Source organism: Erythrobacter sp. SD-21, assembly GCF_000181515.1.
Taxonomy (GTDB): Bacteria; Pseudomonadota; Alphaproteobacteria; order Sphingomonadales; family Sphingomonadaceae; genus Qipengyuania.
Genome location: NZ_ABCG01000007.1, coordinates 152,445 through 163,432, shown reverse-complemented (window position 1 = coordinate 163,432; position 10,988 = coordinate 152,445). Strand labels below are relative to the sequence as shown.

Annotated in this window: 11 protein-coding genes; 7 read left to right on the top strand and 4 right to left on the bottom strand. The window is 60.9% G+C overall.

Annotated elements, in window-relative coordinates; translation table 11 throughout:
• Window positions 1-104: 104 nt before the first annotated feature.
• From ED21_RS12075 to ED21_RS12060, 4 genes are all read right to left on the bottom strand, one after another.
• The gene (locus ED21_RS12075; RefSeq protein WP_006834193.1) at window positions 105-1,175 is read right to left on the bottom strand and encodes an acyl-CoA dehydrogenase family protein; all 1,071 of its coding nucleotides are present in this window, start codon (window positions 1,173-1,175) and stop codon (window positions 105-107) included.
• A gap of 18 nt (window positions 1,176-1,193) precedes the next feature.
• Window positions 1,194-2,405 (bottom strand): acyl-CoA dehydrogenase family protein, encoded by a 1,212-nt coding sequence (locus ED21_RS12070; protein ID WP_006834192.1) that lies wholly within the window; start codon window positions 2,403-2,405, stop codon window positions 1,194-1,196.
• Window positions 2,406-2,473: 68 nt separating this feature from the next.
• Complete coding sequence (locus ED21_RS12065; protein WP_006834191.1) at window positions 2,474-2,800, bottom strand: 2Fe-2S iron-sulfur cluster-binding protein; 327 nt, start codon at window positions 2,798-2,800, stop codon at window positions 2,474-2,476.
• Between the two features lie 28 nt (window positions 2,801-2,828).
• Window positions 2,829-4,091 (bottom strand): cytochrome P450, encoded by a 1,263-nt coding sequence (locus ED21_RS12060; protein ID WP_006834190.1) that lies wholly within the window; start codon window positions 4,089-4,091, stop codon window positions 2,829-2,831.
• Between the two features lie 201 nt (window positions 4,092-4,292).
• On the opposite strand from ED21_RS12060, the gene ED21_RS12055 reads away from it, so the two are divergent.
• From ED21_RS12055 to ED21_RS12025, 7 genes are all read left to right on the top strand, one after another.
• Window positions 4,293-5,021 carry a FadR/GntR family transcriptional regulator gene (locus tag ED21_RS12055; protein WP_006834189.1) on the top strand — a complete coding sequence of 243 codons (729 nt, stop codon included), beginning with the start codon at window positions 4,293-4,295 and terminating at the stop codon, window positions 5,019-5,021.
• Window positions 5,022-5,071: 50 nt separating this feature from the next.
• Window positions 5,072-6,214 carry a nitronate monooxygenase family protein gene (locus ED21_RS12050; RefSeq protein WP_006834188.1) on the top strand — a complete coding sequence of 381 codons (1,143 nt, stop codon included), beginning with the start codon at window positions 5,072-5,074 and terminating at the stop codon, window positions 6,212-6,214.
• Window positions 6,215-6,294: 80 nt separating this feature from the next.
• Window positions 6,295-6,987, top strand: a complete 693-nt coding sequence (locus tag ED21_RS12045) for a Coq4 family protein (RefSeq protein WP_006834187.1) — start codon at window positions 6,295-6,297, stop codon at window positions 6,985-6,987.
• On the top strand, window positions 6,984-8,156 hold the full coding sequence (locus tag ED21_RS12040) for a transporter (protein ID WP_006834186.1): 1,173 nt from the start codon (window positions 6,984-6,986) through the stop codon (window positions 8,154-8,156). Before ED21_RS12045 ends, ED21_RS12040 begins: the two co-directional genes overlap by 4 nt.
• Window positions 8,153-8,629 (top strand): Zn-ribbon domain-containing OB-fold protein, encoded by a 477-nt coding sequence (locus tag ED21_RS12035; RefSeq protein ID WP_006834185.1) that lies wholly within the window; start codon window positions 8,153-8,155, stop codon window positions 8,627-8,629. Before ED21_RS12040 ends, ED21_RS12035 begins: the two co-directional genes overlap by 4 nt.
• 6 nt (window positions 8,630-8,635) lie before the next feature.
• Window positions 8,636-9,886 carry an acyl-CoA dehydrogenase family protein gene (locus ED21_RS12030; RefSeq protein ID WP_006834184.1) on the top strand — a complete coding sequence of 417 codons (1,251 nt, stop codon included), beginning with the start codon at window positions 8,636-8,638 and terminating at the stop codon, window positions 9,884-9,886.
• Window positions 9,886-10,977, top strand: coding sequence for an acyl-CoA dehydrogenase family protein (locus ED21_RS12025; protein ID WP_006834183.1), 1,092 nt, complete (start codon window positions 9,886-9,888; stop codon window positions 10,975-10,977). Before ED21_RS12030 ends, ED21_RS12025 begins: the two co-directional genes overlap by 1 nt.
• Window positions 10,978-10,988: the final 11 nt, after the last annotated feature.

The following is a 10,988-nucleotide window of genomic DNA, read 5'->3' as shown; positions in this document are numbered from 1 at the left end:
TAAGCGCGTTTCATTTCAAGACTTGGTAGATGAATTGACGGATTATTTCACATTGTCGACAAGCATGTGGCAAAAATGCCATGCAGGTCACTACATGCAGGTTTCTAGTAGCCAGAAAGCTTGGAAAATCGGTCCTTTAACCAGCTCGACGAACCGAAGCTCTGCTCCAGCACGCGGGCGCGCTTGAGATAGAAGCCGACGTCGTACTCATCGGTCATGCCGATCCCGCCGTGCAGCTGGATGCCCTCGTTTGCCATGGTGTGCATAACGCGGTTGGCTTCCGCCTTGGCGATGGTCGCCGCGCGCGCCACGCCGAAGCCGGCATCGACGGCTTGCAGGCCCGCCTCGACCGCGCTGCGCATCTGGGCGAGATCGGCGAAGAGGTCCGCCATGCGGTGTTGCAGCGCCTGGAAGCTCGCCAGCACCTGGTTGAACTGCACGCGCTGCTTCAGATAGTCGAGCGTGTCGTCGAACACTTGCTGCGCCATGCCGAGCATTTCGGCTGCGGTGAGCACGCGCGCGCGGTCGAGCACGTCATCGAGCAGGTTGTCGCCGCCATTGGCGAGCTTCTCCGCCGCCGCGCCGTCGAAGGTGACGTCGGCATGGCTGCGCTGGTCGGTCAGCTTGCGGGTGGTGAGCGCGACGCCGTCGCCTTTCTCGACCAGGTAAAGCCCGTCCTTCGCCGCGACGACGAACAGGTCCGCACCATGCGCTTCATGGACGAAGGCCTTGGTGCCGCTCAGCTTGCCGTCGGACACACTGGTCTCGATCTTCGCAGGATCGTGGCTCGGCCCTTCGTCGACGGCGAGGGTGGCGATGGCCTCGCCGCTCGCCAGCCTGGGCAGCCACCTGGCCTTCTGCTCGTCGCTGCCGCCAAGAACGATCGCCGAGGCGGCGACGGTGTTCATCACCAGCGGGCTGGCGGTGAGCGTCTTGCCGAGTTCCTCGACGACGAGGCCCGCGGACAGGAAGCCGAAGTCCGACCCGCCATGCTCTTCGGGGATGATGACCCCGGCCCAGCCCATCTGCGCCATCGTCGCATAGGCGTCGCGGTTGAAGGCTTCGGGCTCGCCGCTGGCGCGGACCTTGCGGAATTCGGTGACCGGGCTTTCGTTGACGGTCCATTCGCGCGCCATATCTCGCAGCATTTCCTGTTCTTCGTTGAGAACGGCCATTGTCCTTGCTCCCCTCTCTTACTGGTGGTCGAGCATGCCGAGCACGCGCTTGGCGATGATGTTGTTCTGGATTTCGGTCGAGCCGCCATAGATGGTGGTCGCCTTGCCGAAGAGCCACGCGCGCACGGCCCCGAGCTCGCCGTCCGAAAAGCCGTCGCCTTCCCAGCCGAGGCCCTGCAACCCGCGGATTTCGATCAGCAATTCGCTGCGTTCCTGGCTCAGCTTGGTGCCGAGCTTCTTGAGCACAGAGCTGATTTCGGAGACGCCGCCAGCTGCCTTGCTCTCTTCCATCGCGCGGCGCGCGGTGAGCAGGAAGCTGTTCCAGCGGATTTCGAAATCAGCGATCTTGTCGCGCAGCACCGCATCGGCGAGTTCGCCGTCGGCGCCCGTCGGCTGGTACTTCTTGGCGATATCGCCAAGGCTCTGGCCCATGAGTCGGGCGAGGCTGCCGCCGCCCGAGATGTTGGTGCGCTCGTGCTGCAGAAGGCGCTTGCCGATGGTCCAGCCCTGGCCTTCCTCGCCGACGAGGTTTTCCTTCGGGACCTTCACGTCGGTGAAAAAGGTTTCGCAGAACGGGCTGGTCCCGCTGATCATGGTGATCGGGCGGACTTCGACGCCGGGCGTGTCCATGTCGATCAGCATGAAGCTGATGCCCTTGTGCTTGTCGCTCTTGTCGGTTCGTACAATTGCAAAGCACTTGTCGGCCCATTGGCCGCCGCTGGTCCAGGTCTTCTGGCCGTTGACAAGGTAGTGGTCGCCCTTGTCCTCGGCAAAGGTCTGGAGGTTCGCGAGGTCAGAGCCGGCATTGGGTTCCGAATAGCCCTGGCACCAGCGGATTTCGCCGCGGCAGATCGGCGGAATATGCTCCTGCTTCTGTGCCTCGTTGCCGTATTCGAGCAGCGTCGGGCCGAACATCATGACGCCCATGCCGCCGATCGGGTTGTAGGCACCCGCCTTGGCGAATTCCTGGTCGATGATCTTGGCCTGCGCCTTGGTGAGGCCGCCGCCGCCGTATTCCTTCGGCCAGGTGGGGGTGCCCCAGCCGCGCGCGCCCACGGCTTCGCGCCACTTGGTCTGCGCCGGCGTTTCATTGGTGGGGCCGTCCACGCCGGCCAGCGCGTTCGACTGGCCCTTGAGTTCGGCGGGAAAATTGTCCGCCAGAAACTGCTGCACTTCCGCGCGGAAGGCGTCTTCGTCGGTCTGGGTTGCGGGCTCGATTTGTGTGGCCATGAGTGTTTTCTCGAAGAATCAAGGAAAGACAGATAAGAATGTAGGCTACGGGGACGAGGATCCCTCCGTCAGTATTGTTGTTCGGGTAGGTGAAGAACCAATCCATCCAGCATCGGCTTCATCGGAATCTGACAGGCAAGGCGACTGTATTCAGTGGTGCCTTCGGCGAACTGCAAGAGGTCGGCCTCCATTCCATCATGCATAAGCCGACCCACCTTGTCGATCCATTCGGGATCGACATGCACATGACAGGTCGCGCAAGCACATACCCCTCCGCAATCGCCATCGATACCCGGCACGTCATTGTATAGCGCCGCTTCCCTGGCTGTCTCGCCTTCTTCTATTTCGACCTCCCGTCGCTCACCATCGCTAGCCACGAACGTAATTTTGATCATCTTGAACTCCGCATTTCGATCTCGAGAGTCAGCGGGCGCGGAGCCGCACCGGCAGCCTGGTGATTCCGCGGACGAGGTTTGAAAAAAGACGCTCTGGTTCACCTGTAACCTCGACCCGGGAAAAGCGCTTGTGAATTTCTTCCCAGATGATCCGCAGCTGCAGTTCCGCGAGCCGGTTTCCCATGCAGCGGTGAATGCCATAGCCGAATGAGAGGTGATGGCGCGGATTTTTGCGGTCGATGATGAACTGGTCCGCGCGCTCGATAGCACTCTCGTCGCGGTTGCCTGACAGGTACCACATCACCACCTTGTCGCCCTTCTTGATCTGTTTGCCGCCGATCTCCCAATCTTCCAGCGCGGTGCGGCGCATATGAGTGAGGGGGGTCTGCCAACGGATGATTTCCGGAACCATTTTGCTAATGAGCGAAGGATCCGCGTCGAGTTTCGCGTACTCGTCCGGGCTTTGGTTCAAGGCGAGCACGCCGCCGCTGATGGAATTGCGTGTTGTGTCGTTTCCACCGACGATCAGCAGCATAAGATTGCCGAGAAACTCGAGGAACGGCATGTCGCGCGTGGCGGGAGAATGAGCCATCATCGAGATGAGGTCGTTCTTCGGCTCCTCGTTTATCCGTTCGTCCCACAGAGTCTTGAAATACATCGCGCAACCGATGAGTTCTTCGCGCCGCGCCTCGTAGGATTCGACGATCCCGGTTTCAGGTGCCGCAGTTGCTACATCGGACCAGCGCGTCAGCTTGCGCCGCTCCTCCCAAGGGAAATCAAACAAGGTTGCCAGCGTCATCGTCGTCAACTCGATCGCAACCTTATCCACCCAGTCGAAATCTTCGCCAATCGGGAGTTCATCGAGAATCTCTCCCGCGCGCTTGCGGATGATCGGCTCGAGCAGTTGCAGGTTGGACGGAGCCACTGCCGGAGTCACCGCCTTGCGCTGCTGATCGTGCTTGGGCGGGTCCATCGCTATGAACATTTCAAGTTCGAGCGCGCCTTCCACCGAATGCATGTCCTGGATTGCAATTCCGCCTAGCTTCGCTTCCGAAGAGAAGACCTTATGATTGGTGTCCACCGCCATGATGTCGTCGAACTTGGTAATGGACCAGTAAGGGCCGACATAGCTCTCGCGGCAGTAGTGGACAGGTTCTTCGGCGCGCAACCTGTCAAAAAATAGACCGATGGTATCGTTCTGAAACAGGCTTGGCCGGGCCACGTCGATTTCCTCGATCGGAATTGACGCGATCCTCGCCGCGGCATCCGGCTCGGCGATCTGGCTGTCCATAAGAACTATTCCTTCTACATCTCAGGCCTGATCGGCCTTCAGTCATCCTTAAGGGAGACATCTCGTGCAGTCAATAAATCGTATACTCTTTTAGTCCCTTGCAGACACCAATCCCATCGGATAGTGTGCCGATCCAACGAAGGTTTGCTAATATCCTTATACTTTTTATTCGAGAGGTGCGGGTGTGCTGATGAGTGGCGGATGTCAGCGGTGAAGAAGGCCAAGCGTGCCCTTTCTCTTGCGCAAAGCATCGTGCGGGACATCGAGGCGGGTCGCCATAACCCGGGTGACAGGCTTCCGCGCGAGGATGAAATGCTCGCGCGTTACGAGGTTGCGCGCGCAACTTTGCGGGAGGCTTTGCGGTTCCTGGAATTGCAAGGGGTCATCCATCTCCAGCTCGGCCGTGGTGGAGGTCCCGTCGTAGCCCGTCCGCAGACCGGCGATTTTGCAAGCAGTTTGTCATTGATTCTGCATTTCATGGAAGCCGATTTGCGTGGTTTGCTTGAATTGCGCGAAGCAATTGCTCCCGATGTCGCAGGGTATGCAGCCCAGCGTGCAACTACCGCTGATCTCAGCGCGTTGGCAGGGTGTCTGGCGGAATTGAGGCATCATGAAGCCTCTGATCAATTCGAGGAACTTAATCGCAGATTTCACGACTTGTTGGGTTGGGCGAGCGGCAATCCGCTGTTCGGTTTGCTGACCTCTGCGATGCATCTGTTGACCCGCGAGTTTTCCCATTCGCTGGGATATTCGGCACAGGAACGGGCGGTGCAGATGAAGTTTCTGGTGCGGGTGCTCGAGGCAGTGCGGACTGGCGACAGCGCCGCGGCCCGTCAAGCAATGAGCCGGTTGGTGGCCGGCTCTGCCGTCTATCTTTCGGAGCGCAGCCCCGAGCTGGTCTCGCAGCGGGTGCGGTGGGGGCAGCTGTAGAATTTTCAATAGTTTGAGTGTGCGTTTAGGCAAGTGGCTGGAGAGGAAGAATGGCGTTGAAGAGCCGAATATGCGAAATGCTGGGGATCCGGTACCCGATCCTGCTTGCCGGGATGGGCGGAGCGAGCGTTCCGGCGCTGGCGGCTGCGGTTTCGAATGCCGGCGGGCTCGGGGTCCTGGGTGCCGCGGCGTGTTCGCCCGATCAGTTGCGTGACTGGATTCGCCAGACCCGGGAATTGACCGACAAACCTTTCGGTGTCGATACGCTGCTCCCCGCGTCGGTCAGGCGCGGCTCTGCCCCTCAAAGCGGTGCTGCACCCCAAAATCCCATGGATCTGATGGGTGAATATCAGCAGTTCGCGCGCGACTTCATGGATCGTGAAGAGCTTCCGGAGGTCGATGCTGCCGCCGCCATGCGGGCGGCGGGCGCGCCTGAAATGGGCAAGGGCGGCCCGCAGTTGTTCTCGAAGGAATTCTTTGAGGCGCAGATGGAAGTGGTGATCGAGGAAAAGGTGCCGGTTTATGCTGCCGGCCTTGGCAATCCTGAACCGTGGATGGATCGGCTCCATGCCAATGGCACCAAGGTCATGGCGGTGATCGGCAAGGTCAAGCACGCCGAACAGGTCGTCGGGTCGGGCATCGACATGATCGTCGCGCAAGGGCACGATGGCGGAGGTCACAACTCGCCGATCGGGACTATTTCCTTGATTCCCCAGGTGGTCGACGCCGTTGGCGATCGTGTTCCTGTCCTTGGGGCCGGCGGTATCTCGGATGGCCGGGGTGTTGCCGCTGCGATGATGCTGGGGGCAGAGGGCGCGTGGGTCGGCACGGCATTTCTCGCGACCGAGGAAGCGGGCATCGAGCGCTTCCAGAAAGAGGCGATCACCGAAAGCGGCGATGCCGATACGGTCGTTAGTCGATCGCTTACCGGCAAACCGGCGCGCATGATCCGTAACAAATGGGCCGACGCCTGGGTGCAGGCCGGAAAGGAGCCTCTGCCGATGCCCTATCAGTCGATGATCTCCGGCCCGGTCATGGCCTCCGGGATCAAGGCAGAGCGCAAGGATGTCATCCCCGGCTTCGCGGGGCAAGGCATCGGCCTGATCGATTCGATCCGGCCTGCCGCCGAAGTGATGCGCGACCTGGTCGATGGAGCCGAGAAGGCGTTGGCGTCCGCTGGTATCTACAAGTGAAGCGCAGGAGGCAAGAAGATGGCTTACGCCAAAGGTCATGAATTGCGCCGCCCCGTAGAGCCTCTCAGAGCGCTGGGGCAATGAGGCAGTTGATTGCCGACAAGGAGGATACGGCGCAGGTGTTCCGTATCGTCAAGGCATTGTCGGGCAATTCCTATTATCGGAATTTCAATCGCTTCATGAAGTCGAGCGATGGGCGGCGTATCGCTTCCGACCGGGCCGACCTACTTGAAACCTTGTGCGATCGCAAACGCCTTGCGACCTGTGCGTCTGGCACGCTTGGCCGAGCCTACCTCGATTTTGTTTACGGGGAGGGTCTGACAGCAGAAGGTCTGGCGGAAGCCAGCGAGGCCGGAGGTCTGGAGGACCTCGGCGACCCCGATGTTTCCCTCTATCGTCGGCGCCTTCGCGATTCGCATGACCTGTTTCATGACGTCGCCGGATACGGCAGGGACGCACTGGGCGAATTGTGCGTGCTGTCCTTCGGAAACGCGCAATTCTATAATCACGGGATCGCTTTCATCTTGGGCGTCGGCATTCCCAAGATGAAACTGGAAGCTGCCCAGTTGCCAGTGGCGCGCGCTGCATTTGAAGCGTGGCGCCGGGGCCGGGCTGCAGCCGATCTGACCACCTTCTACTGGGAAGAAAATCTCGATCGTCCGTTGGAGGATGTCCGCCGCGAGTTGCGACTGCGTCCGCCGGAGACCTATCAGAGGGTGCGCGCTCTTTCCGAACAGCTCGAACGCGATTACCAGGCGGTCAGGCAGGCATGAGCTTAAGCGACAAATCGGCCATCACCGGAGTGGGCGAAACCGCTTTCGTGAAAGGCACCGAGAAAACCGCGGTCGACATGATGCTGGAAGCATCGCGCAAAGCCATAGCAGATGCAGGGCTGAAGCCGTCGGATATCGACGGCATGGTTCCTCCGCCGATCTACACCACCTCGGAAGAGATGGCGGCTAACCTCGGTATCGAAGTTCTGCGCTATGCCTCTACGGTCCACATGGGCGGGGCGAGCCCTACCACGGCACTCCAGAACGCCGCGATGGCAATTGCCAGCGGCTTATGCGACCATGTGCTGGTGACGCTCGGGTGGAACGGTTATTCCGCCTTGCGGCCCAAGCCTGGCGCACCGCCGACGCGGCCGATGAACATGAACACCCTGACGAATACGATCCAAGGCTATTACATTCCGTATGGCGTGTTCCTGCCGGTGCAGATGTATGCCTGGCTCGCCACCCGGCACTCCCGAATTTACGATATCGGCCCGGAAGCGATGGCGGCCGTTGCACTGGCGTGCCGTCGCCATGCGCAGATGAATCCGCAGGCCTTCACTTATGGCCGGGAACTGGATGCCGAAACCTACCATTCCGCGCGCTGGATATCCGAACCCTTTCGCCTCTACGATTGCTGTCTGGAGACTGACGGGGCATGCGCAGTCGTGGTTTCGCGAATAGACCGCGCCAGGGACATGCCGCATGTTCCCGTGAGCATCGCCGGTGCGGCTGAAGGGCATCCTTACCCCGCCGACGATATCCCTTCGCGTCCCGACCCCTTCAAGATCGGCCTGAGCTACGCCGCGCCGCGCGCGTTCGAAATGGCGGGGGTCGATCGCGAAGACATGGATTTTCTGCAGATCTACGACTGCTTCACCTACGTGGTTCTCCTTCAGCTGGAGGCCCTGGGCTATTGCGAACCAGGTGGACAGGCAGAGTTCGTCGCGAATGGCCAGATCGAGCTGGGCGGGCGCTATCCCGTCAACACCCATGGCGGCCTGCTGAGCGAGGCCCATGTTTGGGGACTGAACCATGTCGTCGAGGCGGTGCGTCAGTTGCGCCACGATTGTGGGGAGCGGCAGGTCGAAGGCGCCCAGACCGGCCTGGTGACCGGCTGGGGCGATCTGGGTGACGGCAGTATAGCGATTTTGAGGAGGTTTGCGTGAGCGACGAGAAAGATCTGCCGCCCAAGATGCGCCCCTCGGCGCAGGCCGCACCAGCCAAGCCAAAGCCGCGCCCGCAGGATCCGGTGGAGCAGGAATTCTGGAACCGGTGTCAGGACGGCAACCTTTACTTCCAGCAGTGCGAAGGATGCGGCAGTTTTCGGCATTTGCCGCGCTATATGTGCGCCCGATGCGGTTCTCCTGAATGGTCGTGGGAGCGTAGCACCGGCAATGGCACGCTGTTTTCCTGGACGGTGACCCATCAGGCACTGCATCCCGCCTTCGCCGGCGAGATTCCCTTCATCGCTGCGGTGGTGGAACTGGAGGAGGGAGTGCGCATGGCAACCCGGCTGGTCGATTGCGCGCTCGACGAGCTTGAGCTCGATCTGCCGGTCACGCTGGATTTCGAGCCGATCTCCGAAGATTTTCGCCTGCCAGTATTCCGACCCGTCGCGATCGCGCGCGCAGAAGGATAGACCAAGATGGATCTCGACTACGGACCCCAGTATGACGCGTTTCGCGAGGAAGTGCGCCAGTTCCTGCAAACCCACGGTCACCGCGCACCCGATGGCCAAGGCCGTGCCGCGCGCCCTTCCCCCGAAGCCGTCGAATGGCAAAAGCTGTTGATCCTGCATGGTTACACGGCGCGTACGATTCCCAAGGAATACGGCGGATACGGAGCCGAGCCGGACATCCTGAAATCGCGGATCATTGCCGAGGAATTTTCGCGCGCTGGCATCCCCGCAGGCCTTGCGAACCAGGGCATTTCCATGCTCGTTCCCACGCTGCTGGAACTCGGAACCGAAGCCCAGAAATGGCAATGGATCGAGCCGACCCTAAATGGCGAGATAGTCTGGTGTCAGGGATATTCGGAACCTGGAGCGGGATCGGACCTCGCCGCGCTCAAGACCAGCGCCCGCGTCGAAAATGGCGACTTTGTCATCAACGGACAGAAGATCTGGACCAGCACGGCCAAGCAGGCGGACATGATCTTTTGCCTTGTTCGGACCGAACCGGACGCGCCCAAGCACGGCGGCATCTCCTACTTGATCTTCTCGATGGACACACCAGGGATCGAGGTCCGACCACTCAAGACCATGACCGGTCATGCCGAGTTCAATGAAACGTTCTTTACCGACGTGCGGGTTCCCCTGGATCAGATCGTCGGGCAGCGCGGGCAGGGGTGGTACGTGGCCAATGCCACACTGGGCCATGAACGTGGCATGCTGGGCGACCCCGATGCACTGGAAAACCGGCTCCAGGCGCTGGTCAGGCTGATGCAAAAAGAACGCATCGGCCAGGGTTGCGCAATGGACAACGCCGTTCTGCGTGACCGGCTGGTTGCATTGCAAGCCGAAGTCGCGGCGATGAAATTCAACGGCATGCGCATCCTGTCGAACAGCCTTAGGGGGGATGCCGGCGGCATGGCGAAACTTGTCGTGAAGCTGCAGAGCTGTGAGCTCGCCCATCAGATTTCCGCGCTCGCGATCGACGCAATGGGCGAGATGGGCATACTCTATCACGGAAGCGAGCGCGAGCGCGAAGACGGTGCCTGGCAGTGGAACTACATGTTCCAGCTTGGTCTGATCATCGGTGGAGGCACCGCCCAGATCCAGAAGAACATCATCGCCGAACGCGGGCTGGAAATGCCGCGCGAACCCAAGTTCGCAACGCCTCCCGCCGTCGAACAGGCGACGGCCGTTGCAAGCGGGCAGAATAAGGGAGCCGCCTGATGGATTTCGGACTTTCGCAAGACCAAGAGATGCTCTGCGACGCGATCAGCCGCACTCTTGCTGATACTTGTCCGCTCGATCATGTGCGCGAATGCGCGGAGGGCTCGGTTCCCTTCAGCGACAACGTGCGTTCGGCGCTGGGCGAAATCGGCATTTGGGGAATGATGGTTCCCGAGCAACATGACGGGCTCGGGATGACAATGCTCGATGCCGCCGCTGTGGCCGAGCAGCTCGGCTATGCCGTCGCGCCGGTGCCTTTTATCGGTGCCCATGTACTGGCACCCCTTGCGCTGGCACAGGGCGGTAGCGAGGAGTTGAAGGCGCACTGGCTGCCGAGGATAGCGAAGGGCGAGGCGCAAATCGCCGTCGCGATCGCGGAAACGGTGGAGATCCGGGACCGGGCAGGCGTGGACTTCGACGGCGCAAAGCTCGACGGAACGGCTTTGTTCGCGCTCGACTTCTTGGAAGCCGACGCGTTTCTGGTAGCCGATACCGCCGGTCGTATGCACTTCGTAGCTGGCGATGCTGCGGGTCTGGAGAAGGTTGCTCTCAAAACGATCGACCGCACCCGGAGCGTAGGGGAGCTGCGGTTTTCTGGCGTAGCGGGCGAGGCTCTCGCGGACGATGGTGGGGCCACAGTCAGGCGCCTGCGGGACGCCGGCCGGGTGCTCCTGGCCGCCGATAGCCTCGGTGCGGGCCAGGCTATGATCGAAAAAGCGGTCGACTATGCCGGGCAGCGCGAACAGTTCGGACGAGTGATCGGCAGCTTCCAGGCGGTCAAGCATGTGTGCGCGGAAATGGCTGCCCGCCATGAACCATGCCGTTCGCTGGTCTGGTATGCCGCCCATGCGTTCGATGCGACGCCCGACGAGGCTTCGCTGGTGGCATGCCATGCCAAATCACATACGGGCGAAGTCCACCGTTTTGTCGCCCGAACCTCAACCGAGGTGCATGGGGGGATGGGTTTTACCGATCTCCTAGGTCTGCATTTCTGGTTCAAGCGAATCGGTTTCGACCGCCAGGTTCTGGGAAGTCCCGAAGCGGTCCGGGCCGAAGCAGCGGCCTTGCAGGGGTGGACGCAGGTCGCATGAGACGATGAATT

Excerpts from the sequence above, each read along its gene's own strand:
- ED21_RS12025 (WP_006834183.1), top strand. The coding sequence starts at position 9,886 with ATGGATTTCGGACTTTCGCAAGACCAAGAGATGCTCTGCGACGCGATC.
- ED21_RS12030 (WP_006834184.1), top strand. The coding sequence starts at position 8,636 with ATGGATCTCGACTACGGACCCCAGTATGACGCGTTTCGCGAGGAAGTG.
- ED21_RS12045 (WP_006834187.1), top strand. The coding sequence starts at position 6,295 with ATGAGGCAGTTGATTGCCGACAAGGAGGATACGGCGCAGGTGTTCCGT.
- ED21_RS12060 (WP_006834190.1), bottom strand. The coding sequence starts at position 4,091 with ATGGACAGCCAGATCGCCGAGCCGGATGCCGCGGCGAGGATCGCGTCA.
- ED21_RS12040 (WP_006834186.1), top strand. The coding sequence starts at position 6,984 with ATGAGCTTAAGCGACAAATCGGCCATCACCGGAGTGGGCGAAACCGCT.
- ED21_RS12050 (WP_006834188.1), top strand. The coding sequence starts at position 5,072 with ATGGCGTTGAAGAGCCGAATATGCGAAATGCTGGGGATCCGGTACCCG.
- ED21_RS12070 (WP_006834192.1), bottom strand. The coding sequence starts at position 2,405 with ATGGCCACACAAATCGAGCCCGCAACCCAGACCGACGAAGACGCCTTC.
- ED21_RS12055 (WP_006834189.1), top strand. The coding sequence starts at position 4,293 with ATGTCAGCGGTGAAGAAGGCCAAGCGTGCCCTTTCTCTTGCGCAAAGC.
- ED21_RS12065 (WP_006834191.1), bottom strand. The coding sequence starts at position 2,800 with ATGATCAAAATTACGTTCGTGGCTAGCGATGGTGAGCGACGGGAGGTC.
- ED21_RS12075 (WP_006834193.1), bottom strand. The coding sequence starts at position 1,175 with ATGGCCGTTCTCAACGAAGAACAGGAAATGCTGCGAGATATGGCGCGC.